21 protein-coding genes are annotated in these 25,546 nt (G+C 68.4%); 10 read left to right on the top strand and 11 right to left on the bottom strand.

The window, feature by feature from the left end; genetic code table 11:
• Positions 1-198: 198 nt before the first annotated feature.
• Positions 199-1,329: a DNA polymerase III subunit beta gene (gene dnaN / locus ACZ5VD_RS13845; protein ID WP_468550321.1), complete on the bottom strand. Its 1,131-nt coding sequence runs from the start codon at positions 1,327-1,329 to the stop codon at positions 199-201.
• Positions 1,330-2,220: 891 nt separating this feature from the next.
• Positions 2,221-4,185: a chromosomal replication initiator protein DnaA gene (gene dnaA, locus ACZ5VD_RS13840; protein ID WP_468550058.1), complete on the bottom strand. Its 1,965-nt coding sequence runs from the start codon at positions 4,183-4,185 to the stop codon at positions 2,221-2,223.
• A gap of 382 nt (positions 4,186-4,567) precedes the next feature.
• On the opposite strand from dnaA, the gene rpmH reads away from it, so the two are divergent.
• The 9 genes from rpmH to ACZ5VD_RS13795 all read left to right on the top strand — a co-directional run bounded on the left by rpmH (position 4,568) and on the right by ACZ5VD_RS13795 (position 11,486).
• Entirely contained in the window at positions 4,568-4,705 is a 138-nt protein-coding gene (rpmH, locus tag ACZ5VD_RS13835) for a 50S ribosomal protein L34 (RefSeq protein WP_003967884.1), read from the top strand.
• Between the two features lie 21 nt (positions 4,706-4,726).
• A complete protein-coding gene (gene rnpA, locus ACZ5VD_RS13830) occupies positions 4,727-5,098 on the top strand; it encodes a ribonuclease P protein component (RefSeq protein ID WP_468550059.1) in 372 nt (123 codons plus the stop codon).
• Positions 5,095-5,448: a membrane protein insertion efficiency factor YidD gene (yidD, locus tag ACZ5VD_RS13825; RefSeq protein ID WP_468682321.1), complete on the top strand. Its 354-nt coding sequence runs from the start codon at positions 5,095-5,097 to the stop codon at positions 5,446-5,448. The genes rnpA and yidD overlap by 4 nt, the downstream gene beginning before the upstream one ends.
• 3 nt (positions 5,449-5,451) lie before the next feature.
• Positions 5,452-6,702 (top strand): membrane protein insertase YidC, encoded by a 1,251-nt coding sequence (gene yidC / locus ACZ5VD_RS13820; RefSeq protein ID WP_468550061.1) that lies wholly within the window; start codon positions 5,452-5,454, stop codon positions 6,700-6,702.
• A gap of 15 nt (positions 6,703-6,717) precedes the next feature.
• Entirely contained in the window at positions 6,718-7,239 is a 522-nt protein-coding gene (locus tag ACZ5VD_RS13815; RefSeq protein WP_468682320.1) for a Jag family protein, read from the top strand.
• 125 nt (positions 7,240-7,364) lie between these two features.
• Positions 7,365-8,084: a 16S rRNA (guanine(527)-N(7))-methyltransferase RsmG gene (gene rsmG, locus ACZ5VD_RS13810; RefSeq protein ID WP_468550063.1), complete on the top strand. Its 720-nt coding sequence runs from the start codon at positions 7,365-7,367 to the stop codon at positions 8,082-8,084.
• A 290-nt stretch (positions 8,085-8,374) separates the two neighbouring features.
• Positions 8,375-9,448 (top strand): ParA family protein, encoded by a 1,074-nt coding sequence (locus ACZ5VD_RS13805; RefSeq protein ID WP_468682490.1) that lies wholly within the window; start codon positions 8,375-8,377, stop codon positions 9,446-9,448.
• Positions 9,445-10,545 (top strand): ParB/RepB/Spo0J family partition protein, encoded by a 1,101-nt coding sequence (locus ACZ5VD_RS13800; protein ID WP_468550065.1) that lies wholly within the window; start codon positions 9,445-9,447, stop codon positions 10,543-10,545. Before ACZ5VD_RS13805 ends, ACZ5VD_RS13800 begins: the two co-directional genes overlap by 4 nt.
• 323 nt (positions 10,546-10,868) lie before the next feature.
• A complete protein-coding gene (locus tag ACZ5VD_RS13795) occupies positions 10,869-11,486 on the top strand; it encodes a GNAT family N-acetyltransferase (protein WP_468682319.1) in 618 nt (205 codons plus the stop codon).
• 71 nt (positions 11,487-11,557) lie between these two features.
• On the opposite strand, the gene trxA is transcribed toward ACZ5VD_RS13795, so the two are convergent.
• From trxA to ACZ5VD_RS13760, 7 genes are all read right to left on the bottom strand, one after another.
• Positions 11,558-11,890 carry a thioredoxin gene (gene trxA, locus ACZ5VD_RS13790; RefSeq protein WP_007383275.1) on the bottom strand — a complete coding sequence of 111 codons (333 nt, stop codon included), beginning with the start codon at positions 11,888-11,890 and terminating at the stop codon, positions 11,558-11,560.
• A gap of 42 nt (positions 11,891-11,932) precedes the next feature.
• Positions 11,933-12,901 (bottom strand): thioredoxin-disulfide reductase, encoded by a 969-nt coding sequence (gene trxB / locus ACZ5VD_RS13785; RefSeq protein ID WP_468550067.1) that lies wholly within the window; start codon positions 12,899-12,901, stop codon positions 11,933-11,935.
• Between the two features lie 168 nt (positions 12,902-13,069).
• Entirely contained in the window at positions 13,070-14,008 is a 939-nt protein-coding gene (locus tag ACZ5VD_RS13780; RefSeq protein ID WP_468682318.1) for an anti-sigma factor family protein, read from the bottom strand.
• Positions 14,005-14,730 (bottom strand): RNA polymerase sigma factor SigM, encoded by a 726-nt coding sequence (gene sigM / locus ACZ5VD_RS13775; RefSeq protein WP_468682317.1) that lies wholly within the window; start codon positions 14,728-14,730, stop codon positions 14,005-14,007. Before sigM ends, ACZ5VD_RS13780 begins: the two co-directional genes overlap by 4 nt.
• Positions 14,731-14,754: 24 nt before the next feature.
• On the bottom strand, positions 14,755-16,446 hold the full coding sequence (locus tag ACZ5VD_RS13770) for a protein kinase family protein (RefSeq protein ID WP_468682316.1): 1,692 nt from the start codon (positions 16,444-16,446) through the stop codon (positions 14,755-14,757).
• A 118-nt stretch (positions 16,447-16,564) separates the two neighbouring features.
• The gene (gene murJ / locus ACZ5VD_RS13765) at positions 16,565-18,832 is read right to left on the bottom strand and encodes a murein biosynthesis integral membrane protein MurJ (RefSeq protein WP_468550071.1); all 2,268 of its coding nucleotides are present in this window, start codon (positions 18,830-18,832) and stop codon (positions 16,565-16,567) included.
• 44 nt (positions 18,833-18,876) lie between these two features.
• Complete coding sequence (locus tag ACZ5VD_RS13760; protein WP_468682315.1) at positions 18,877-21,267, bottom strand: DUF6049 family protein; 2,391 nt, start codon at positions 21,265-21,267, stop codon at positions 18,877-18,879.
• A gap of 257 nt (positions 21,268-21,524) precedes the next feature.
• Here ACZ5VD_RS13760 and ACZ5VD_RS13755 point away from each other — a divergent pair, with 257 nt between their 5' ends.
• Positions 21,525-22,967 (top strand): CCA tRNA nucleotidyltransferase, encoded by a 1,443-nt coding sequence (locus ACZ5VD_RS13755; RefSeq protein ID WP_468682314.1) that lies wholly within the window; start codon positions 21,525-21,527, stop codon positions 22,965-22,967.
• A 117-nt stretch (positions 22,968-23,084) separates the two neighbouring features.
• Here ACZ5VD_RS13755 and ACZ5VD_RS13750 read toward each other — a convergent pair whose 3' ends face one another.
• Positions 23,085-24,347: an MFS transporter gene (locus ACZ5VD_RS13750; RefSeq protein ID WP_468550074.1), complete on the bottom strand. Its 1,263-nt coding sequence runs from the start codon at positions 24,345-24,347 to the stop codon at positions 23,085-23,087.
• A gap of 94 nt (positions 24,348-24,441) precedes the next feature.
• Complete coding sequence (locus tag ACZ5VD_RS13745) at positions 24,442-25,524, bottom strand: inositol-3-phosphate synthase (RefSeq protein ID WP_468550075.1); 1,083 nt, start codon at positions 25,522-25,524, stop codon at positions 24,442-24,444.
• Positions 25,525-25,546 lie beyond the last annotated feature (22 nt).

Below are 25,546 nucleotides of genomic sequence, written 5' to 3'. Positions count from 1 at the left end.
TTACGGCACTTCCGTACCTGCGTCCGAGCCTAAACCCGGACGCTCGCGCACACCTGTGGGCATACCCGCTCAAACGTACGCCCCGACCTGCGAGTACTCCGACGGGCGTGATCAGCCACTCAGCCGCGCCGACAGACCGCGATCTGGTGTGGGGGCCCCACACCAGGCCTCCCGCCGGGCCGACCCGTCTCGGATCGATCAGCCGCTCAGTCGCACCGGCATGATCAGGTACTTGTAGGCCTCGTCCGCCTCCGCGTCCAGGGCCGGCTTGCCGCTGAGCAGCGCCGGCTTGGTGGACGTCGTGAAGGACAGCTGGGCCACCGGGGAGTCGATGGCGCTGAGGCCGTCCAGCAGGAAGGTCGGGTTGAAGGCGATCGAGACGTCGTCGCCCTCCAGCTGGGCGTCGACCCGCTCCACAGCCTGTGCGTCGTCGCTGGAGCCGGCCTCCAGGATCAGCACGCCCTGCTCGAAGGAGAGCCGCACCGGGGTGTTCCGCTCGGCCACCAGGGCCACACGCTTGACGGCCTCCACGAAGGGGGCGGTCTCGATGACGGCGATCGAGTTGAACTCCGTCGGGAACAGCGAGCGGTACTTCGGGAGGTCGCCCTCCAGCAGCCGGGTGGTCGTACGCCGTCCCGCGCCCTCGAAGCCGATCAGGCCCTCGCCGGAGCCTCCGCCGGACAGCGCCAGGATGACGCTGTCGCCGCTTGTGAGGGCCTTGGCGGTGTCCAGGAGCGTCTTGGCGGGCACCAGGGCCACCGCGGACGCCTCGGGGTTCTCCGGCTTCCACAGGAACTCGCGGACCGCGAAGCGGTAGCGGTCGGTGGACGCCAGCGTCACCGTGTCGCCCTCGATCTCGATGCGGACACCGGTGAGGACGGGCAGCGTGTCGTCACGGCCCGCGGCGATGGCGACCTGTGCGGCGGCGGCGGCGAAGACCTCGCCGGGGACCGTGCCCGTGGCGTTCGGCATCTGCGGCAGGGCCGGGTACTCCTCCACAGGCAGGGTGTGGAGCGTGAACCGGGAGGAGCCGCAGACCACCGTGGCCCGTACACCGTCTGTGGAGATCTCCACCGGACGGTTGGGGAGCGCACGGCAGATGTCGGCGAGCAGTCGGCCCGAGACGAGGACGGTGCCCTCCTCGTCGATCTCCGCGTCCACCGAGACCCGGGCGGAGACCTCGTAGTCGAAGCTGGACAGGCTCAGCTGGCCTTCCTCGGCCTTCAGGAGAAGGCCGGCGAGGACAGGCGCCGGAGGCCGGGCCGGGAGACTGCGTGCCGCCCAGGCCACTGCCTCCGCGAGTACGTCGCGTTCCACCCGGATCTTCACTGTTGCCGCCTCCTGCTGTTGCCGGCGCTTCTCGCCCTGCCTGGCTTCGTCGTCTGTCGCGGTGTCGTCGAACCCTGTGAGGGGCAGGACACCGGGGACCAGTCTGACGCACCGCACTGACAGTCGGTGCCCCTCGGGGTCAAGTCGTGACGAGGGGCAGTCGGGAGCCGGACAGCGAGTTGTGCACAGGACCCCCTTCTAAACGGATTCCCAGCTCTCTCTAGTTGGGAGTAGTAGTAGGGCCTGTGGAAACCGTGGATAACCCTGTTTTCCCAGCTCAGAGGGGAAATTTTGTCCACCGACCCTGTGGGCGACGGCGGTGGACAACCGGGCACTTCTGTGGAGAACGGAAAGTTCTGCACACTCCGTGCACAGGCTTGGCCTACTTCTCCCCAGCGCCGTCCCCAGCTTTACCCACGTTTCCCACAGCCCAACCCGGCACCTTCGTGTGACGCCTTTCACTCGACCCGGTGATCTGGCGCGTCGCGTTGCCGAACAGTGGACAGCGGTGTGGAGAAGCTGGAGATCGCTGGGGACAACCGGCCTCAACCTGTGGGCCGCCGGTGGACAACTCGGTGCACAGCCTGTGGATCATTTCTTCGTCCACAGCCTGTGGAGATCTTTTGTCCACCAATCCACAGCCACCTGACCTGCCCTGATGGTCCCTCAGCCCGAGCGCCTGTGGACACGATCTGGACAACTTCCCAGTCCCCAGGATGTGGACGCAAGAAAGTCGCCGAATCTGTGGAGGGAGGCCGTAACGCGGCAGGTATTCGAACAGTGGATGTCCGGCACGCGGCCCGGGAACGACCGAGGGCGCCCTCGGGAACTCGTCCCGGGGCGCCCTCGCAGGCGTACGTCCGCCCTCTGTGAGCCGTTTCCGCGGCCCTGTCAGCCGTTCTTGATGCGGTTCGTCAGCTCGGTGACCTGGTTGTAGATCGAGCGTCGTTCGGCCATCAGATTGCGGATCTTGCGGTCCGCGTGCATGACGGTCGTGTGGTCCCGGCCGCCGAACAGCGCGCCGATCTTCGGCAGGGAGAGGTCCGTCAGCTCCCGGCACAGGTACATGGCGATCTGGCGGGCCGTCACCAGCGCGCGTCCGCGCGAGGTGCCGCAGAGGTCCTCGACCGTGAGTCCGAAGTAGTCGGCGGTCGCGCTCATGATGGCCGTGGAGGTGATCTCGGGGGCCGAGTCGTCGCCACCGGGGATGAGGTCCTTGAGGACGATCTCCGTGAGGCCCAGGTCCACGGGCTGCCGGTTGAGCGAGGCGAACGCCGTCACCCGGATCAGCGCGCCCTCCAGCTCGCGGATGTTCCGCGAGATGCGGGACGCGATGAACTCCAGTACCTCCGGCGGGGCGTTGAGCTGCTCCTGCACCGCCTTCTTACGAAGGATGGCGATACGGGTCTCCAGCTCGGGCGGCTGGACGTCGGTGATCAGTCCCCACTCGAAACGGTTCCGCAGCCGGTCCTCCAGCGTCACCAGCTGCTTGGGCGGCCGGTCGCTGGACAGCACGATCTGCTTGTTCGCGTTGTGGAGCGTGTTGAACGTGTGGAAGAACTCCTCCTGCGTCGACTCCTTGTCCGCCAGGAACTGGATGTCGTCGACGAGCAGGATGTCCATCTCGCGGTAGCGCTTGCGGAAGCTGTCGCCCTTGCCGTCGCGGATGGAGTTGATGAACTCGTTGGTGAACTCCTCCGAGCTCACGTAGCGCACCCGCGTGCCCGGATAGAGGCTGCGCGCGTAGTGCCCGATCGCGTGCAGCAGGTGCGTCTTGCCGAGGCCCGACTCCCCGTAGATGAAGAGGGGGTTGTACGCCTTCGCCGGTGCCTCGGCGACGGCCACCGCGGCCGCGTGGGCGAAGCGGTTGGAGGCGCCGATGACGAACGTGTCGAAGAGGTACTTCGGGTTCAGCCGGGCCGTGGGCTCCCCGGGACCGGCCGCCGGCGCGGGCTGCGCGGCCAGCGGGCCGGGGGCGCCGCCGGTGGGCATACGGGAGCCGACGGGACCGCCGCGGTGTACGCGCCCGGACCCGGAGGACGACTCGTTCATCTCGCGCCGCGCGTCGCGCTGGTCCTCGTCGGCGCGGTGGCGACCGTAGTCCGCCCGCTGGTTGTCGTACGGCGGGCGCTCCATCGACTGCGGACGGTAGTCCTGCGGATACGCGTCCTTGGGCGGTGAACCGTACGCGTCCTGGGAGGGCGGTCCGTAGCCGTCCTGCTGCGGAGGGCCGTAGGAGTCCTGTGGCGGTCCGTAACCGTCCTGCTGCGGTGAGGCGTACGGGTCGCGCTCGGGGAAGCCGAGGCGCTGCTGCTGCCAGCCGTAGTCGTCCTGCTGCGGGCGCGGCCAGGCGCCGGGCTCGGGGCGCTGGTACTCGGAGGGGTACGCGGGCCGGGCGGTCGGCAGCTGGTCCGGGCGGGGGGCGTGGTCGCCCTGGGGGCCGGGGTGCTGTTCGGGGCGGCCCGGCCGGTCGTCGGCGCGGTGGCGGCCGTAGCCCTCGTACTGGCCGGAGGGGAGCTCCGGCTCCTCGTAGCGGGACTGGGGCCGGGTGGGCGGGCCGGGCGGGGCCGGGGGTTCGCCGGCGGAGTCGTCGACGGTGATCGCGATCCGGATCGGACGGCCGCACTCGCGGCTCAGGGTCTCGCTGACCACCGGGGCGAGCCGGCCTTCGAGCACGCCCTTCGCGAATTCGTTCGGTACGGCGAGCAGTGCGGTGTCCGCCACGAGGGCGAGCGGCTGGCAGCGCCGGATCCAGTGCTCGTCCTTGACCTCGACACCCTGCCCTCGCCCCTCACCGAGAAGTTGCTCCAGTACTCGTGGCCACACTGCGGCAAGATCGGCAGGTACATCAGCCACAGGGCACGCTCTCTCACGGGTCCCACGAACGTGTGGTTCGGGACGGGTCGGGATTCAGATGGGGTGGAGCCGAAAATCAGGGGGGCAAGGGAACGAACCGGAGTCCGGCCACGGTAGTCAGGGCGACGGGTGCGGTTCAAGTTGTTGTCCCCAGGCTGTGGACAGTGTCTCCCGGTGACCGCTGGTTTGACCGGATGGCGTAGCCGCGCGTACCGTAACCAGGTCGAGTTGTCGATGGCTGCTGCCGCCTGCCTCCGATGGGCACAGGTCACTTGGGTGATTGGTCAGCGGTGCACTCGGGCGTAACGCGAGCTACTCGTGGGCGCACGGTGACAGCCAGGACGGCACCCCGAAAACCCCGATTTATTTCTGGAGCCCCCGAGTGAGCAAGCGCACCTTCCAGCCGAACAACCGTCGTCGCGCCAAGACCCACGGCTTCCGCCTGCGGATGCGCACCCGTGCCGGTCGCGCGATTCTCGCGAACCGCCGTGGCAAGGGTCGCAGCAGCCTGTCCGCCTGATCCTGATCAGGTCATGACGTCGTGCTGCCTACCGAGCATCGGCTGAGGCGGCGCGAGGACTTCGCGACCGCAGTACGACGGGGACGTCGGGCAGGACGCCCGACTCTCGTCGTCCATCTTCGTAGCGGTTCCAGGGACCCGCACGCGCCTGGGGAGAGCGCTCCCCCGACGCGTGCGGGTTTCGTCGTGAGCAAAGCCGTGGGTGGTGCCGTGGTGCGCAACAAGGTGAAGCGCAGGCTTCGCCACCTGATGCGCGATCGAGTTGCCGCGTTGCCCCCCGGTAGCCTGGTAGTCGTACGAGCGTTGCCCGGAGCGGGTGACGCCGATCATGCACAACTGGCCCAAGACCTGGATGCCGCTCTGGAGCGGCTGCTGGGAGGGGGCGCGCGATGAAGTACCCGCTGCTGGCGCTGATCAAGCTGTACCAGTGGACCGTCAGCCCGCTGCTCGGGCCGGTGTGCAAGTACTACCCGTCGTGCTCCCACTACGGGTACCAGTCCATCGACCGGCATGGTGCGATCAAGGGCACGGCACTCACGGCCTGGCGCATCCTGCGGTGCAATCCGTGGTCGCTGGGCGGTGTGGACCATGTTCCGCCGCGCAAGCGTCCGCGGTGGCACGAAATGCTGCGTGGCGCCTGGCGCACACGCAAGGGCGGGTCCTCCTCCGCCGAACTGGCCGCCGAGGGGCAGGCTCTTACGAGCCCGGCCGCAGAGACCCCGTCCCATGCCCAAGGAGCATGATTAGTGGACACGATTGCCGGCTTCTTCAGCTTCATCACGACACCCGTTTCCTGGGTCATCGTCCAGTTCCACACGGTGTACGGCGCCATTTTCGGCCCTGATACCGGGTGGGCCTGGGGCTTGTCCATCGTGTCCCTGGTGATCCTGATCCGCATCTGCCTGATCCCGCTCTTCGTGAAGCAGATCAAGGCGACCCGGGCCATGCAGACACTGCAGCCCGAGATGAAGAAGATCCAGGAGCGCTACAAGAACGACAAGCAGCGCCAGTCCGAAGAGATGATGAAGCTGTACAAGGAGACGGGCACCAACCCGCTCTCCTCGTGCCTTCCCATCCTGGCGCAGTCCCCGTTCTTCTTCGCGCTGTACCACGTGCTCAACAGCATCGCGAACAACGACACCATCGGTGTCATCAACCAGAACCTGCTGCAGAGCGCGCAGAAGGCACACATCTTCGGCGCTCCGCTGGCCGCGAAGTTCACGGACAGTTCCTCGGACGTCGCCGCGCTCGACGCCTCGCTGACCACCGTCCGCATCGTCACCGCGGTCATGATCGTCATGATGTCGGCGTCGCAGTTCTACACGCAGCGCCAGCTGATGACGAAGAACGTCGACACCACCGTGAAGACGCCGTTCATGCAGCAGCAGAAGATGCTGATGTACGTCTTCCCGGTCATGTTCGCCGTCTTCGGCATCAACTTCCCCGTCGGTGTCCTCGTCTACTGGCTGACCACCAACGTGTGGACCATGGGCCAGCAGATGTACGTCATCCACAACAACCCGACTCCGGGTTCCAAGGCCCAGGCCTCGTACCTGGAGCGTCTCAACAAGAGCGTCACGCACCATGGCAAGACGCGTCGGCGCGGCGAGAAGGCCATCGTCAAGGCCATCGTCGCCAAGGGACGTGACCGCAACGAGTTCGAGCGCAAGTTCATCAACGGCCTGAGCAAGGCGGGCCTCGTGGCCCAGACCGACGGCACCGTGGTGAAGGGCGAGGCGCAGGCCGTAACCCAGACCGAGGACGGCACGCAGACGAGCGCCGCCGCTCCCAAGCGCCAGCAGCCCAAGCGGCAGAGCAAGTCCCAGCGCCAGTCCGGCACCGCGAAGGCGGCCGGCGAGGGCCCGTCGCTGATCAAGTCCGACGAGCCCGAGGACGCCAAGCCAGCCGCCGCCAAGAAGCCCGAGGGCACCCGCAGCAAGGCCCAGTCCGGACAGCGCAAGGGTCCGCAGCGACCCAAGTCCCCGTCCAAGAAGTAAGAAGGAGTCCATCCCGTGACGGAAGGCACCACCACCTCCGCCGCTGCCGAGGGCGCAGACACCGACACCCTCACCCGCTTGGAGCAGGAGGGTGAGATCGCGGCGGACTACCTCGAAGGTCTGCTCGACATCGCCGACATCGACGGCGACATCGACATGGACGTCGAAGCCGACCGCGCCGCTGTGTCGATCATCAGCGACGCGGGCGGTCGCGACCTGCAGAAGCTGGTCGGTCGCGACGGCGAGGTGCTGGAAGCGCTGCAGGAGCTCACGCGTCTGGCCGTGCACCGGGAGACCGGGGACCGCAGCCGCTTGATGCTGGACATCGGGGGCTACCGCGCCAACAAGCGCGCCGAGCTGTCCGAGCTCGGGGCCAAGGCCGCGGCCGAGGTCAAGAGCACCGGCGAGTCCGTGAAGCTGAAGCCGATGACGCCGTTCGAGCGCAAGGTCGTCCACGACGCGATCAAGGTCGCCGGCCTGCGCAGCGAGTCCGAGGGCGAGGAGCCAGAGCGCTTCGTCGTCGTGCTTCCTGCCTGATCGGTCCGTACGTTCCTCCGGCCCCGTCTGTTGCGCAGACGGGGCCGAACTTTGTCAGCCTGATAGTTCTGGTGGTTCTGGCGCCGGCGCCGGTGCGCCCACGCCGTACGGAAGGACGGTCCCCCGTGACGGAGGCAGCGGAGCAGCTTCCCCCCGCGCCTGAGCAGGCTCGTGAGGTGTTCGGTGATCGCTACGCGGACGCGGTCCGCTACGCGGAGCTGCTCGCCGAGGCGGGTGTGCAGCGTGGTCTGATCGGACCGCGTGAGGTGCCCCGCCTGTGGCAGCGGCACCTGCTGAACTGCGCGGTGCTCTCGGAGGTCGTTCCCGAGGGTGTGACGGTGTGCGATGTCGGCTCGGGTGCGGGTCTGCCCGGCATTCCCCTGGCGCTGGTGCGCGAGGACCTGAAGATCACGCTGCTGGAGCCCCTGCTGCGGCGGACGACCTTCCTGACCGAGGTCGTGGAGCTGCTGGGCCTGGACCATGTGACGGTCGTCCGTGGACGGGCCGAGGAGGTCATGGGCACACTCACCCCCGTGCATGTGGTGACGGCACGGGCTGTGGCTCCCCTGGACCGGCTGGCGACCTGGGGCGTGCCCCTGTTGCGTCCGTACGGAGAGATGCTCGCGCTCAAGGGCGACACCGCCGAGGAGGAGCTCAAGAGCGCGTCGACGGCACTGAGCAAGCTCGGCGCTGTGGAGACCTCCATCCTGCACGTCGGTGAGGGGGTGGTGGATCCGCTGTCCACGGTCGTGCGGGTCGAGGTCGGTGAGAGTCCGGGCGGTGTGCGCTTCGCGGCGAAACGGGCCAAGGCGGCCAGGACGGGGCGGACTCGCAGGCGTCGTTGACTGGTGTGCGGGTCGGCGTCGCTGATCCGTCCTGACGACGAGACGTACTCCACACAAGCAGCCAAACCTACGCATGCGGAGTGTCGGCGACGAATCGGCCCCCGCTGCTGTGCATCGTGTTTCACGTGAAACGTCGCTCACTGCTGCACGGCATCATCAGCCGGGGCCGCGCCGCGGCCGAACCCCGCGACCGAAAGCCTCTCGGGTCACTCGATGAGGTCCCCGAGTTGTCCACAGAGGTGGATTTCTCCACAGAACAACAGGCCTCACTGGTTCACCACCCCGAAGGCATGGGAGGCTCTGTTCATTGCGAGCCTGAAGTCGAGGAGAGTGAATCCTTGCGGTCCGACGCCAACATCGCGGGACCGATGACCGATCCGGTCCCCGGTCCCCGTACCGAGTCGATGGGGGACGATGTTTCACGTGAAACACCGCCTCCGATGGACGACACTCCGATCGGTCGTGCTGCCCAACTGGCCGTAGAAGCTCTGGGGCGTGCCGGCGAGGGTCTGCCGCGTCCTGAGCAGACCCGGGTCATGGTGGTCGCCAACCAGAAGGGCGGGGTGGGCAAGACGACGACGACCGTCAATCTTGCGGCTTCCCTGGCCCTGCACGGCGGCCGCGTCCTGGTGATCGACCTTGACCCACAGGGCAACGCATCCACGGCGCTGGGGATAGACCACCATGCAGAGGTCCCTTCCATCTACGACGTGCTGGTCGACAGCAGGCCTCTGGCCGAAGTCGTCCAGCCGGTTCCCGACGTGGAGGGTCTCTTCTGCGCTCCGGCCACGATCGATCTCGCCGGTGCCGAGATCGAGCTGGTGTCCCTGGTGGCACGGGAGAGCCGACTGCAGCGGGCGATCCAGGCGTACGAGCAGCCGTTGGACTACATCCTCATCGACTGCCCGCCCTCGCTCGGCCTGCTGACGGTCAACGCCCTGGTTGCCGGCCAGGAGGTCCTCATCCCGATCCAGTGCGAGTACTACGCGCTGGAGGGACTGGGCCAGCTGCTGCGCAACGTCGATCTGGTGCGGGGTCACCTCAACCCCACCCTGCATGTATCGACGATCCTGCTCACCATGTACGACGGCCGGACGCGTCTCGCGTCCCAGGTCGCGGACGAGGTGCGCACCCACTTCGGTGAAGAGGTGCTGCGGACGAGCATTCCCCGCTCGGTCCGTATCTCCGAGGCACCGAGCTACGGACAGACAGTGCTGACCTACGATCCAGGATCGAGCGGCGCCCTGTCCTATCTTGAGGCGGCACGAGAAATCGCGCTGAAGGGTGTCGGCGTCTCCTACGACGCGACACACGCGCACATCGGCGCACAGAGCGACCCGAGCATGGTGGAGGGCATCCAGTGAGCGAGCGACGGAGGGGTCTGGGTCGTGGTCTCGGCGCACTGATCCCTGCTGCCCCGACGGAGAAGTCGGTGGCCGCAGCCGCGATGGGAGGCAATGCCTCGACGTCCCCGGCGGCGGTGCCGGTGCTGACCGCCGACCGTGGAGTGGCCGCGGCGAAGGTGACCGCGCTGCCGCCTGTTTCACATGAAACCGACGAGCAGGTGCTGAACGGTGTGGCGGAGGTGCCTGCACCTCCCCTCGGTGCCTACTTCGCGGAACTGCCTCTCGACTCCATCAAGCCGAACCCGCGGCAGCCGCGTGAGGTCTTCGACGAGGACGCTCTTCAGGAGCTCGTCACCTCCATCAAGGAGGTAGGGCTCCTCCAGCCCGTCGTCGTACGCGAGCTCGGTCCCTCGGGCTACGAGCTCATCATGGGCGAGCGGCGTTGGCGGGCCTGCCGGGAGGCGGGGCTGGAGGCGATCCCGGCGATCGTCCGGGCCACGGACGACGAGAAGCTTCTCCTGGACGCCCTCCTGGAGAACCTGCACCGCGCCCAGCTGAACCCGTTGGAGGAGGCGGCCGCCTACGACCAGCTGCTGAAGGACTTCAACTGCACGCACGATCAGTTGGCGGACCGTATCGGGCGTTCCCGTCCTCAGGTCTCCAACACCTTGCGTCTGCTGAAGCTCTCACCGGCGGTCCAGCGGCGGGTGGCCGCGGGAGTTCTCTCGGCCGGTCACGCCAGGGCGCTGCTCTCCGTCGACGACTCGGAGGAGCAGGACCGCCTGGCTCACCGGATCGTGGCCGAGGGGCTCTCGGTACGGGCCGTCGAGGAGATCGTGACGCTGATGGGGTCTCGGCCCCAGACGGCTCAGCGCTCCAAGGGGCCGCGGGCCGGTGCCCTGGTCTCGCCTGCCCTCAGCGATCTCGCGACCCGTCTCTCGGACCGGTTCGAGACGCGGGTGAAGGTCGACCTGGGCCAGAAGAAGGGCAAGATCACCGTCGAGTTCGCCTCGATGGAGGACCTTGAGCGGATCCTCAGCAGCCTCGCCCCCGGAGAGGGGCCGGTTCTGCAGAAGAGCCTTCTGGACGACGACTCCGAGGAGTCGGAGGACTGATCGTTCGGCGGCGGGGTGGTCTCGCTCGGCTGTAGGAGCGGGCTGTGTCCGGTGTGTATCGGACACAGCCCGCTCTTTGCTTTCAGGCGGTATCGGTCGAATCGCATCGTGGATACGATGCGCTCGGGGAGGGTGTACATCCACCCGGCAGCACCTGTGAGGGGAGTGACAGGGGCCATGCGAACGGTGAGCCGTAGCGGATTGGTGAGCGCGGGCCTGGGGCTGGGCGCGGTCGGCGGCTTCGTCGGCAGCCTCCTCAGGGAACGAAGCGCTCTGACGGCCGCCCGCGATGTGGCGGGCGAGGGAAGCGAGGAACAGCCTTCATGGGGCGCCGGCTCGTACCGCTCACGCTGGACAACCTTCAGGACCTTCCCAACCGCTGTCGCACGTGCGTCTTCTGGGAGCTGGACCCAGTCAGCGGCGAAGCCGCGGTAAAAGCGGGAACTCCTGCCCTGGAGAAAGAGTCCTGGATCTCCGCCGTCCTGCTGGACTGGGGGTCCTGCGGCAGGGTCGTGTATGTCGACGACGTACCGGTGGGCTTCGTGCTCTACGCCCCTCCGGCCTATGTGCCCCGCGCGACAGCTTTTCCCACGAGCCCTGTCTCGCCCGATGCCGTGCAGCTGATGACCTCGTTCATCATGCCGGGCTATCAGGGGCAGGGGCTGGGCCGGGTGATGGTCCAGACGGTTGCCAAGGATCTGCTCCGACGGGGCTTCAAGGCGATCGAGGCATTCGGGGACTCCCGCTGGAAAGAGCCCGCCTGTCTGCTGCCCGCCGACCATCTCCTCGCCGTGGGCTTCAAGACGGTCCGTCCTCACCCGACGTACCCGCGGCTGAGGCTGGAGCTGCGGACCACGCTCTCCTGGAAGGAAGACGTGGAGATGGCGCTGGACCGCCTCCTGGGCGCCGTGCAGAAGGAGCCGGCGCTGAGGCCGCTCTGAAACACGGAGGGGCCGACCCCTGCGGGCCGGCCCCTCCGTGTTTCACGTGAAACCGTGTTTCACGTGAAACGTCACTCTGCGATGAAGTCCTCAAGGTCACGGACGATCGCGGCCTTCGGCTTGGCACCGACGATGGTCTTGGCGACCTCGCCGCCCTGGTACACGTTCAGGGTCGGGATGGACATGACGCCGTACTTGGCGGCCGTGCCCGGGTTCTCGTCGATGTTCAGTTTGACGATCTCGATCTTGTCGCCGTACTCGGCGGCGATCGCCTCAAGGGACGGCGCGATCTGGCGGCACGGACCGCACCAGGCAGCCCAGAAGTCCACCAGGACGGGCTTGTCGCTCTTGAGGACGTCCTGCTCGAAGGAATCGTCGGTCACGTTCTTGAGGGTGCCGGCCACGGCGGGCTCCTTAACTGGTTGGTGCGGTGGGGCGAATGGGGGTCAGACGGAGGTCTTCTCGGGCTCGGCCTTCTCTTCGTCCGCGAGGGCGGCGAGGAAGCGCTCGGCGTCGAGGGCGGCGGAACAGCCGGTGCCGGCCGCTGTGATCGCCTGGCGGTAGGTGTGGTCGACCACGTCACCGGCGCCGAAGACACCGGTCAGGTTCGTCCGCGTGGAGGGTGCCTCGACCTTCAGGTAACCCTCTTCGTCCAGTTCCAGCTGTCCCTTGAAGAGCTCGGTGCGCGGGTCGTGGCCGATCGCGATGAACAGGCCGGTGACCGGGAGGTCCGAGAACTCACCGGTCTTGAGGTTGCGCAGCTTCAGGCCCGCGAGCTTCTGCTCACCCTGTACCTCGGCGATCTCGCTGTCCCAGACGAACTTGATCTTCGGGTCGGCGAAGGCGCGCTCCTGCATCGCCTTGGAGGCGCGCAGGGTGTCGCGGCGGTGGACGATCGTCACGGACTTGGCGAAGCGCGAGAGGAAGGTGGCCTCCTCCATGGCGGTGTCACCGCCGCCGATCACGGCGATGTCCTGGTCCTTGAAGAAGAAGCCGTCACACGTGGCGCACCAGGAGACACCGCGGCCGGAGAGGGCGTCCTCGTTCGGCAGGCCGAGCTTGCGGTGCTGCGAGCCGGTCGTGACGATGACGGCCTTCGCCCGGTGGACGGCGCCGGCGGTGTCGGTGACGGTCTTGATCTCACCGGACAGGTCGACGGAGACGACATCGTCCGGGATGAGCTCGGCGCCGAAGCGCTCGGCCTGGGCACGCATGTTGTCCATGAGTTCCGGGCCCATGATGCCGTCCTGGAAGCCGGGGAAGTTCTCCACCTCGGTGGTGTTCATCAGCGCACCACCCGCGGTCACAGCGCCCTCGAACACCAGCGGCTTCAGCGACGCGCGCGCGGTGTAGAGCGCCGCCGTGTAGCCGGCGGGCCCGGAGCCGATGATGATCACGTTTCGGACGTCGCTCACGGCTTGGTTCCTCGTCTCTGGACTGCGTCGTAGGACCGGGGGAGCCCCTTTCAGAACTCTCACCCCACCCAACGGATCCTAAGGGGCGTACATTCCCGCTGTGGCCGGGCACACGGGGATGCGCCACCGCACGGGATGCCGCGCAGGACAAAGACGAAGCGTCCGCACTCAGGAGTCGCCGTAGGACCGCTTCAGCAGAACCTCGGCCGTGGCGGTCGACGACTGCCCCAGGCAGGTCGCATCCATGAGGTAGGCGGTGACGCTACGGCCGTCCGGAGTATCGAGCAGCACGACAAGGAGAGTGTCCGTTCCCTTGTAGATGCCCTTCTCGGTCGCGAGCGCCGTGTCGCTCCGGCCGATGCCCTTCCGGATGCAGTCGGGGACCACAGGGGCCTTGAAGACCTTGGGTGCGTTGCTGCCCGGGACGGACTCCGCCCCGACGCTGTCCGGCGAGCGTGAACCGCTTCCGGAACTCTGACTCTGGGAGAGGAGTTCAGAGACCTGCTTCTCCAGCTTGTCCGCGGCGAAGGTGTCCGCAGAGGTCGAGCGGGCCTCAGGGGCGGACTTCTTGCCGTCGTCGAGCGAGGACAGCAGCACGGATCCGAAGCCCAGCGCGGCAGCCGTGAACACAGCGCCGAGGACGACAGCCCGGCGGCGGCCACCCCTCCTGGGTTCCTTGCGGCCCGGACCGGTGGTAGAGACGCGCGCGTGGCCCGCCGGGCGATCCGTGGTGGCCGATGTTTCACGTGAAACAAGCACGCTGTCGTCCGAGCCGGACGTGGAGTCGTCCGACGCGTCGGACGGGGACTGGGCACCGACGGGTGCCGGCACATCCACGGCATCGGGTGCGGTGGCTTGCAGCAGGGCCTCGGCGGCGAGCGCGGCGTCGATCCGGCAGGCGACTTCGGCGGGCATGCGCGGGGGACCGGGAAGGGTTCCGAGGAGCCCGCGGATCTCCTCCAAAGACGCGTGGACGTCCGCGCAGAGTTCGCACTCGTCCAGATGCTGTCGTACGTCCGCGGTCCGGGACGGCGGGAGCAGGCCTTCGGTGAGGTCGGAGATCTCCGCGACGTCCGGGTGCCCGGCTGTCTCAGTCGTGGATGTCACGCTCGCCCACCTCCGCCCTTCACTGCGGCTGAATCGCTTGGTCCCGTGTCCGGCGGACCCGCTTGACGCGGTCCCGCTGCGGGTGGGACGGATGTCCCCTGCGTCCGGTTCCGCCCCGCGCCCGCTTCTCTGGCGATACCGGTGTTTTCCGGCCGCAGATGCTTGAGCAGGGGCAGGAGTCTGGCTCTGCCTCGGGCACAGCGGCTCTTCACCGTTCCGGTCGGCACGTCGAGTACGCGGGCGGCCTCGGCGACCGGGTAGCCCTGCATGTCGACCAGGACGAGCGCGGCTCGCTGGTCGGGCGGGAGGGTGCCGAGTGCTTCCAGGAGCTGACGGTGCAGGTCATTGCGCTCGGCCGGAGCCGAGGCCGACTCGTGCGGCTCCAGCAGTTGTTCCAGCCGCTCGGTGTCGTCGACCGGTGACGTCTTGCGGGAGGCCGCCTTGCGGGCACGGTCCAGGCAGGCGTTCACCGTGATCCGGTGCAGCCAGGTCGTGACCGCCGACTGGCCCCGGAAGGTGTGGGCGGCCCGGTAGGCGGAGACCAGTGCGTCCTGGACGGCGTCAGCGGCCTCCTCGCGGTCCCCCAGCGTCCGCAGGGCCACCGCCCAGAGACGGTCCCGGTGCCGGCGCACGAGTTCACCGAAGGCGTCGGCATCGCCCTCGACATGACGGGCCAGGAGGTCCTGATCGCTCGTGTCGCCGTATCCGGTGCCGTCTGCCATCGGGCCCCCTCCCCCTCGTCGTCCTTAGCTGGTCACCTTGATGTCCGCCACCCGGCCGCGCCACTCACCGTCGATCTGCGGCAGCTTGGTCAGCCAGACCAGAAGGTAGCGGGACTTGAGGGTCTTGTCGGGGGTGAGGGTCACACTCGTCCCGGATCCCTCGGTCACCTTGCTGTACGCGTCGAAGGACGTGGGTTCCGACGTCGCGTCACTGGAAGCGGCGCGGAGTTCGACGGATGTGTTTCCTACGAAGGAGACGGTCACCTTCCCGACGTCCTGGACCTTGCCGAGATCGAGGATGACACCGACACCGGACTTCAGGCGGCCGAAGTCGGAACTCAGGTAGTAATCCGTCTGCCAGTACGAGGTGGTCGAGTTGTCGTAGACCTTGTCTATGTCGCGGGGCTTCTCCGAGCCGTCGGCGCCGAACGGGTCGAAGTCGCGAGCGCCGCTGATCGCGATCGGCGTGCTGACCGGCTTCGCGGGGCTCTTGTCGTCCCCGTCCGTCGTCTGCGTCTGGTTCGTCTCTTCGGACTTGCCGCCCCGGTCCATGAGCGCGTCCGCCAACTGCCAACTGCCTAGCCCCAGCGCGGCGATGAGGAGGGCCGAGACGGCCCACTTGAGCGCCCTGCCGGTACGGCTCTGGAGCGGGGCCGGCGGAGTCCGCATCGGCTGGGTGAGACCCGGACGGGGCGCCTGGCGGCCGTACGTGCCCTGCTGGTACGTCGTGCGCTGGTAGTCCGGTGGAGCGGTGAACGCCGGCTCGGGCGGGCGGATGCGGGGCATCTCGCCGATCGCCTTCACCAGCTCCTCCGGCGTGGTGCACGGGGACTCGTGACGGGACGCGGTGGCACCGTCGTTGGCGAGCGCCCGCATGGCCAGCTCGGACAGTCCGCGATGGACGCCGGCACGCACCTGGTCGGGGGCGATGAGACCGATGTCCTTGGGGAGACCGGACAGCCCGTAGGCGTTGTCCTCGTACGGCCAGCGCTGGGTGAGCGCCGCGTACAGCAGGGCTCCGATCGCCTCCGTGTCGGTGCGCTGCGGGCTCTCGGAACTGATGCCGCGCAGGGCGGCGTTCACGGCGAGCCCGCGTACGCGCCACTGGCCGGTCGACGTGCGCAGCACGGCGTTGGGGTTCAGGCGCAGATGGGCGAGGCCCTCGCGATGGGCGGCGGCCATGGCCGAGGAGATCTGGCTGACCAACTGGTAGGCGTCGTACACCTCCAGCGGGCCGGAGGCGAGCAGCGCGGTCAGTTCGGTGGCGTCTGGCAGCCACTCGTGAACGACGTAGACGAGGTCGTTCTCCTCGACGGCGTCCAGGACTTGGACGAAGCGGGGGTCGCCCAGCAGTGCGGAAGACCGGGCCGCGGCCAGCACCGAACGGGCGCGCGCGTGGTCCGCGGGCAGGAGATGGACTCCGACGGCGCGGCGCAGTTTCTCGTCCACGGCACGCCAACTGCTGAATCCGTCCAGACGGGTGACGCACTCCTCCAGGCGGTAGCGTCTGGCGAGCTTGTGTCCGCTGTGCAACTCCGGTGGTGACGCCTTCCCGGGACTCTCGGTCCCGCCACTCCCCTGTGCCTCGACGTCTTCCGTGTCCCGCTCCCGGTTCTGGGCCACCCCGTCGGCCGTGGACTGGTCCGCCTTGGCGGTCAGCGGCTCGTCACCGCTGTTGTCTGCCACGTCGACGGCAGCCGTGCTCCGTTCCGCCACCGTCGTCCCTGCCTCCCCATCCATTGCGCGTCATGCGACGCCGAAACCAATTGTGCCCACAGTCCGCCGCTATGCACGACACGCGATGGCGGACGATGGTTGTGCGCGTACCCCCGACTCAGCGCCCCAGGCGCCCACGAACCATGCCGACCAGTGAGTTCAGCTCCTCGATGCGCATCTTGCGGGCCGCGACGAAGAAGACTCCGAGCAGGACCGCTCCGCCGGCGATCAGCGCGGCGAAGGAACCGAGGACGCCCTGGCCGAGCGAGTGGGCGATGCCGTAGCAGGCGGCGCCGCTGAGCAGGGCCGCCGGTACCGAGGCGATGCAGAGCCGGGCGTACGTCCGCAGGACGCGCCCGCCGTCGAGGTCCCCACCGAGCCGCTTGCTCAGCCGGCGCCAGGCGACACCGACACCGATCGAGTAGGCCAGTCCGTAGGCGGCCGCCATGCCGACCACGGCCCAGCGGGGCGGCAGCAGGATGTAGCAGAGGGCCGAGGCGGCCGCGTTGACGGCTGCCACGATGACCGTGTTGTAGAAGGGCGTCCGGGTGTCCTCGTACGCGTAGAAGGCGCGCAGGACGACGTACTGCACCGAGTAGGGGATCAGGCCGAGGCCGAAGGCCATCAGCATGTACCCCATGTTGGTGGCCGCGCCGGTGCCCGAGGAGCCGAAGATCAGCGTGCACATCGGGATGCCGAGTGCGAGGAAGCCGAAGGCCAGGGGCACGATCGCGACCGCCGTCGTGCGCAGACCCTGCGAGATGTCGTCGCGCACCGCGCCGGCGTCGTCCTCCGCGGCCGAGCGCGAGATGCGCGGCAGCAGGGCCGCCATCAGGGAGACGGTGATGATGGCCTGGGGCAGGCCCCAGATGAGCTGGGCGTTGGCGTAGGCGCTGAAGCCGGTGCCGGGGATCTTGGTGTCGGCGACCGCCGCGGTGGCCAGCTGGGTGACGACGAGCGCGCCCGCCTGGTTGGCGAGGACGAACAGGATGGTCCACTTCGCGAGCATCGCGGCCTTGCCCAGGCCGTGGCCCTTCCAGTCGAAGCGCAGCCGCAGCCGGAACCCGGTCTCGCGGAGATACGGGATCATCGCGAGGGCCTGCACCACCAGCCCGAGCAGGATGCCGATGCCGAGCAGCCGCTGGCCCTCCGGCGGGATGTTCGTGACGCTCATGCCGGAGTGCTCGGAGGTTCCGTACACCCACAGGAACATGCCGAGTGTCACGATGATGACGATGTTGTTCAGGACCGGGGTCCACATCATCGCGCCGAACCGGCCGCGGGCGTTGAGGATCTGCCCCATCACCACATGGACGCCCATGAAGAAGATGGACGGCAGGAAGTAGCGGGTGAAGGTGACGGCGACGTCATTGGCCGCCGGGTCGCTCGCGACGGGGTTCGACAGCGCGCGCACCAGGAGCGGCGCCGCGAACATCGTGATCGCGGTCAGCGCGGCGAGCGCCACCATCACGAGTGTCAGCAGGCGATTCGCGAACGCCTCGCCGCCGTCGTCGTCGTCCTTCATGGCACGGACGAGCTGGGGGACGAAGACGGAGTTCAGTCCGCCGCCCACGGTGAGGATGTAGATCATGGTCGGCAGCTGGTACGCCACCTGGAAGGAGTCGCCCAGGAAAGCGGTGCCCAGGGCCGAGACGATCAGCGCGGAGCGGACGAAGCCGGTCAGGCGGGAGACCATCGTGCCCGCGGCCATGAGGGCGCTCGACTTGAGCAGTCCCGCGGCCTTCCCGCTCTTCTTCGCGGGGGGTGCCGCAGCGGTGGCGGGCGTGGTGCCGAGGTTCATGGTCTGGTCGGCCGCGGGCGAGGAGACCGCCGGGGCCTGGTACTGAGGTGTCGGGGCCGGTCCGCCGGGGGCCGCAGCCGGGCCCGGCACCGACGGTGTCCCCGACGGGGGGAGCCCGCCGCCCTGCTGCTGGTCCCGGAAGAGGTGTGCGAAGGCGTCCGGCTCGTGACGCTCCTCGCCGGCCCGGGTCACCAGGTCGTCGACACCCACGAACTGGGTGGTGCGCGGATCGTCGCCGTACGGCAGGTACTGGGTCGGCCCCTCCGGCTCCGGTGCCGGGGGCTGTGCCCACACACGCGGGTCGGGGGCATACGGCGACTGCGGAGGCTGGGCGTACAGCGGCTGCTGCGGCTGGAAGGCTCCCGGGGGCGGCGGAGGGTGCGCCGCCCGGTCGTAGAGCGCCTCGGCGACCGGGTCCTGGGCATAGAGATCCTGTGCCCGGTAGGGGTCCTGGTCGTAGGCGTCCTGGAGGTACATGTCCGCGGGGGGTTGCGGCGGCACCTGGCCCTGCTCGGGCGGCGGGCCCTCGGGGTCGCCCGAGTCGCCCGCGGCCCGGCCGCGGTCACCGTCGTACGGCGCGTTCATGGCTACCCCACCTCATCGTCCCCGGCCCACCGGCCACGACATCCTCAACGGTCCACTCTCTCACCCGTGCCGGACGGGTCTGCGCTTTCCGCTGGGGTGTCCGGTGCCGGGTCACTCGGCTGCTCGGGCTCGGCCGCCCGGGCGCCGGCTCCGGACTCCTCCTTGAGACGGTCCTCGGGACCCTCGGGGTTCTCCGGCCCGTCCACGCTCTCGTCCGCTGCGTCGGGGCCCTCCTCGGCCTCACGGGCGGCCGCGCGCTTGCGCTGCGTGTACATCCGGAAGCCGGCGAGTACGAGCAGGAGGACACCGCCGCCGATGACCAGCATCACCGTGGCCGTGAACTCCGTGACCTTCACGTCGAAGGTGACGGGGTCGCCGTACGCCTGTCCGTCCTCCGTGTACAGCTGGGCGATCACCGTGGCCCGGCCGTTGGCGTTGGCGGTCGTGGTGAACTTCACCGTCTCGCTGTGGCCGCCGGAGACCTCGACCTGCTGCTCGGAGTAGGACTGGCCGCCGATCTCCAGGCGCTTCGGGCTCAGTGAGGTGAGCCGCAGCACCAGGTGGTCCACGCCCTGCACCAGGTTGTTCTGCACGGTCACCGGGATCGTGGCACTGCGTCCGGAGAGCTTGGTCTCGGACTTGTCGATCAGCTGGACCTGGTCGGTCAGCCTTTCGAGGTACGCCTCCACGTCGTTGCGGAAGACGTTCGCCTCCGTGGCACGACCGCGCCAGGACGTGGACATCTCACGGTTCATGGCCCGCCCGAAGGGGGTCACGACCCGGGACTGGAGGGCGAGGATCACCTTGAAGTTGTCGAACTTCTCCCGTGTGCCGGCGATCTGCTCGAAGGCCGACCGCGGCAGCTCCTGCTTCCGCAGCGAGGAGGGGTACTTGGAGGTCGAGGGCACCCGGGTGGTGGCCGCCGGGTCCGGCTTGGCGGCGGCGGCCGCCGTGAGTTCCTGGGATTCGGACCAGTTCCCGCCCTGCAGGGCCGTCACCGCCTCGGCCATCGTCTGGGCCTGGCGGGCCGACGGCATCCGCTGCGGGGCGACGACGACGCTGCGCTGCTTGTCCGTCTGGAGGTTGAGAGCGAGGCTCTGCGCGAGGAACTGCTGGACGGCGAGCGTGGAGGCGGAGGCCTTCGTCAGATCGCCCTGGAAGGCCGTGGACAGCCGCGCGTCCGCGACGACCGCCGTGGTGCCCCCACCGATGGGCCGCGCCGCCGAGGGGGTGTACGACAGACCGTTCGCCTCCTGGAGGCTGTCGCTGCGCGCGATCACCTTGTCGGCGCCGGCGGAGGTGGCGACCTTCACGATCGACGGGTCCACGGCCCCCTCGACGGGCCAGGCGAAGTCGGTGGTCGGTTTCACGTGGAGGATCGTCTCCACCGTGTCCGAGACGACGTCCGTGGCCTCGTTCAGATGACTCAGGGAGCCGGTGACGCTCGTGCCGTTGTGGGCGAGGGAGGCGAGGTCCGGGTCGGCGAAGGGCAGGGCGACGATGTCCTTGTCCGCCACCGCGTCCTGCAGTTCGAGGAGCCACTTCTTGGCGACGTCCTGAGTCTGCTGGGTGCCCGCCCTGGTGGTTTCACCCGACTTCACCCGGTAGGAGCGCGTCATCGCGTCGACGGACGCGATGAGGTCGGGGTCGATCACCCAGGTGACGTCGAGGTCCTTGCCCAGTGTCAGGAGCTGGTCCAGACGGCCGCCCGGGGAGACCTCCTTGGCGAGGTCGTCGTTGAGGAAGACCGGCGTCTGCTGCTCGTTGGATCCTGTCTCCGCCGTCATGTGGACGGTGGAGATGAGGGGCCACAGGTACGTCGTCCTCGTCTTCGTGTCGGCCTCGCCGGACTGCCACGGCAGGACGGTGCTCCGAGCGCCGAGCACCTGCTCCCACGGCTGTGCGGCCGTCTGGCCGGAGAGCGAGACGGCGAACGGGTAGACGCCGCTGCCGCCGAGGTCCAGCTCGTCGACCGGTACCGAGAGGGAGAAGTGCTCGGCGACCCCGGGGATGAGCTTGGGGAACTTCTCGACGTACTTGCCGCCGACCTCCGGGGCGGTGGCGGCCTGGGTGTCGCCGCTGTTCCTGGCGGCGCTGTCGATGGCCGAGCGAGTGGTCAGCTCGGTACCCACCCTGAGGCCCACGTGGGCGTCGGTGACGTTCTGCTTGCCGTTGTTGGTCACCGTGCCGGACACGGTCAGCGTGTCGCCGTCCGTGGGGGCGCTGGGGGTGAGTGTGTCGAGCGCCACGGACACCGTGCCCGAGTCCGCGGCTGCCTGAGGAGAGGCCTGTACGGCGGCGTGCGCGGACGTGGCGGCCGGAAGCTGGCACAGTCCGGCCAGGAGAGGCGCCCCGGCGAGCAGCGCTCCGGTACGCCGCAGCAAGCGGCGGGCAGGTGAGGGACTCGTCCCCTGGAAGTCTGCCGCCTCGGCCACGCGCTCGCCCGTCCCTAGTCGTCGTCAGTGGTCGTCGGAATGTGCGTCCACGCATGGTAACGATGCGCGCTGAGGGGAAGTGCCGCGGACTGCTCCACAAGATCGGCGAAGACTGCCGTGCTGTCCCGAATATGCGCGTATAGAGGGGACCGCCCCTGCGGAGCTCACCGTCAGGCCTTGCGCAGGCCGGAGTGGAGAGTCTGTGGGCGTTCAATGGAGGAGCCCCCGGGCGCCCGGGCCACGTACCCTCTTCTGTTGTGCCGAACGCCAACGAAGACAACTCCAGTACCCTGAATCAGGTGCAGCACCGCGCGGTGAGCGAACTGCTGCGCGTCGCTCCTGTGGCCGACGATCTCGCCCGCCGTTTCCAGGAGGCCGGGTTCTCGCTCGCCCTGGTCGGCGGCTCGGTCCGGGACGCGTTGCTCGGCCGGCTCGGCAACGATCTGGACTTCACGACCGACGCCCGCCCGCAGGACGTACTGAAGATCGTGCGGCCGTGGGCGGACGCGGTGTGGGAGGTCGGGATCGCCTTCGGCACGGTCGGGGCACAGAAGGACGGCTACCAGATCGAGGTCACCACCTACCGGTCGGAGGCGTACGACCGCACCTCGCGCAAGCCCGAGGTCTCGTACGGCGACTCCATCGAGCAGGACCTCGTCCGGCGCGACTTCACGGTGAACGCGATGGCCGTCGTGCTGCCGGAGAAGGAGTTCATCGACCCGCACGGCGGGCTCGAAGACCTCGCGGCGCGGGTGCTGAGCACCCCGGGCACTCCCGAGGAGTCCTTCTCCGACGATCCGCTGCGGATGATGCGCGCCGCGCGCTTCGCGGCGCAGCTCGACTTCGAGGTGGCTCCCGACGTGGTCACGGCCATGAAGGAGATGGCCGGACGCATCGAGATCGTCTCGGCCGAGCGGGTGCGGGACGAGCTGAACAAGCTCGTCCTGTCCGCGCACCCGCGCAAGGGCCTCACACTGCTGGTGGACACGGGGATCGCCGATCATGTCCTGCCGGAGCTGCCCGCCCTGCGGTTGGAGAGCGACGAGCACCACCGGCACAAGGACGTCTACGAGCACTCGCTGATCGTCCTGGAGCAGGCCGTCGCGCTGGAGGATGACGGTCCCGACCTCGTCCTCCGGCTGGCTGCCCTGCTGCACGACATCGGCAAGCCGCGCACCCGGCGCTTCGAGAAGGACGGCGGGGTCTCGTTCCACCACCACGAAGTGGTCGGAGCGAAGATGACCAAGAAGCGCATGACCGCGCTGAAGTACTCCAACGATCTGGTGCGGGATGTCTCGCGCCTGGTCGAACTTCACTTGCGCTTCCACGGGTACGGCACCGGAGAGTGGACCGATTCCGCGGTCCGTCGCTACGTCCGGGACGCGGGACCGCTTCTCGACCGTCTCCACAAGCTGACCCGGTCCGACTGCACGACCCGCAACAAGCGCAAGGCGACCGCGCTGTCACGGGCCTACGACGGTCTGGAAGAGCGGATCGAGCAACTCCAGGAGCAGGAGGAGTTGGACGCGATCCGTCCGGACCTCGACGGCAACCAGATCATGGAACTCCTCGGTGTCGGACCCGGGCCCGCCATCGGTCAGGCCTACAAGCACATGCTGGAGCTTCGTCTGGAGAACGGGCCGATGGGGCACGACGAGGCGGTGGCCGCGCTCAAGGAGTGGTGGGCCGAGCAGAGCTGAAGCCGTGAAACCGGGGTCATGTTTCACGTGAAACATGACCCCGGCGCGCGCGGAGAAACACTGTCGGGTGCTCCCACCCGGGTGCGGTGTTTCACGTGAAACATTGCGGACCGCGCCTCACCGGCGTTCACGGTGAGCCAGAGCGAAGGCGACCGCTCCGTAGATGACGGCGATGGTGATCACCAGCGGCACCGACCGGCCGTCCGGCGGCAGCATCAGGGCGGCGACCGCGGCGGCACCGACGAAGGCGACGTTGAAGAGCACGTCGTAGACCGAGAAGATCCGGCCTCGGAAACCGTCGTCGACCGAGGACTGGACGATCGTGTCCGTGGCGATCTTCGCGCCCTGGGTGGTCAGGCCGAGCACGAAGGCGGCGGCGAGCATCGGAGCCGTGGCGAACGGCAGGCCGAGCGAGGGCTCCAGGATCGCGGCGGACGCGGCGCACACGACGATCCAGTGGCGGGGCCCGATTCGCCCTGCGGCCCAGGGCGTCAGGACGGCCGCCATGAAGAAGCCGGCACCGGAGATCCCCAACGCCAGCCCCAGCAGGGCGAGTCCGTCGTCCGTGTTCGAGGAGAACTCGTACCGGCAGAGCATCAGGACCATGACCAGCAGGGCGCCGTAGCAGAACCGCATCAGCGTCATCGCGCCGAGCGCTCTGGCAGCCTCCCGGCGGGACGGGGCGGCGAGGTGGCGTACGCCGGCCATCAGGTCGCGAGCGGTGCCGGCGACGGCCGAGGAGAGCCGGGGCCGCACCAACGCCCGGTCGGGTCCCAGTAGTTCCGGTGCCATGCGCAGTGCCGCGAGTGCTCCGCACAGATACAGCACGGCTCCCAGCAGCACCACGGCCGCGTCGGAGTCCGAGACCACCAACCGCACCCCGAAGGCGAGGCCGCCGCCCGCGGTCGCGGCGAGTGTTCCGGCGGTCGGGGAAAGGGAGTTGGCGATCACCAGTCGCTCCCCGTCGACCACACGGGGCAGTGCGGCGGACAGGCCGGACAGGACGAAGCGGTTGACGGCGGTGACGCACAGCGCGGAGACGTAGAAGAGCCAGTCCGGGACCTGGCTGACCATCAGGACGGCGGTCAGCGAGGCCATCAGAGCGCGCAGCAGGTTGCCGTACAGGAAGACCTGGCGGCGGCGCCAGCGGTCCAGCAGGACGCCGGCGAAGGGACCCACCAAGGAGTACGGGAGCAGCAGGATGGCCATCGCGGAGGCGATCGCGGTGGCCGAGGTCTGCTTCTCCGGTGAGAAGACGACATAGGTGGCGAGCGCGACCTGGTAGACGCCGTCGGCGCCCTGTGAGAGCAGGCGTATCGCGAGGAGGCGTCGGAAGTCCCGGAAGCGGAGCAGGACCCGCAGGTCACGGACGACGGCCATGGGGCACAGCCTCACATACGGGAAAGGTCCCCGGGGTGGACACCCCGGGGACCTTCAAGCCCTGGCAGGAGCGGGCTCAGACATGCTGGTCGGGCTAGCGCTCGACCTCGCCCTTGATGAACTTCTCGACGTTGGCGTAGGCCTCGTCGTCGAAGTACTGAACCGGCGGGGACTTCATGAAGTACGACGACGCCGACAGGATCGGGCCGCCGATGCCACGGTCCTTTGCGATCTTCGCGGCGCGCAGTGCGTCGATGATGACGCCGGCGGAGTTCGGGGAGTCCCAGACCTCGAGCTTGTACTCCAGGTTCAGCGGGACGTCACCGAAGGCACGGCCTTCGAGGCGGACGTACGCCCACTTGCGGTCGTCGAGCCAGGCCACGTAGTCCGAGGGACCGATGTGGACGTTCTTCGATCCCATGTCGCGGTCGGGGATCTGCGAGGTGACGGCCTGCGTCTTCGAGATCTTCTTCGATTCGAGGCGGTCGCGCTCCAGCATGTTCTTGAAGTCCATGTTGCCGCCGACGTTGAGCTGCATGGTGCGCTCAAGACGGACACCGCGGTCCTCGAACAGCTTCGCCATCACCCGGTGCGTGATGGTCGCGCCGACCTGCGACTTGATGTCGTCGCCGACGATCGGGACACCCGCCTCGGTGAACTTGTCCGCCCACTCCTTGGTGCCGGCGATGAAGACCGGGAGAGCGTTGACGAAGGCGACCTTGGCGTCGATGGCGCACTGGGCGTAGAACTTCGCCGCGTCCTCGGAGCCGACGGGCAGGTAGCAGATGAGGACGTCGACCTGCTTGTCCTTGAGGATCTGGACGATGTCGACCGGGGCCTCGGCGGACTCCTCGATGGTCTCGCGGTAGTACTTGCCGAGGCCGTCGAGGGTGTGACCACGCTGAACCGTGATGCCCTTGTTCGGGACGTCGCAGATCTTGATGGTGTTGTTCTCGCTGGCACCGATGGCATCCGAGAGGTCGAGCCCGACCTTCTTCGCGTCGACGTCGAAGGCGGCGACGAACTCGACGTCACCGACGTGGTAGTCGCCGAACTGGACGTGCATCAGGCCGGGCACCTTCGACGCCGGGTCGGCGTCCTTGTAGTACTCGACTCCCTGCACAAGCGACGCGGCGCAGTTGCCCACGCCGACGATGGCTACGCGAACCGAACCCATTCCGGTTGCTCCCTGTGTGTAC

The organism is Streptomyces sp. NPDC032822 (assembly GCF_055578825.1).
The sequence above is the reverse complement of the archived record's forward strand: the minus strand, read 5'-3'. Positions and strand labels throughout refer to the sequence as shown.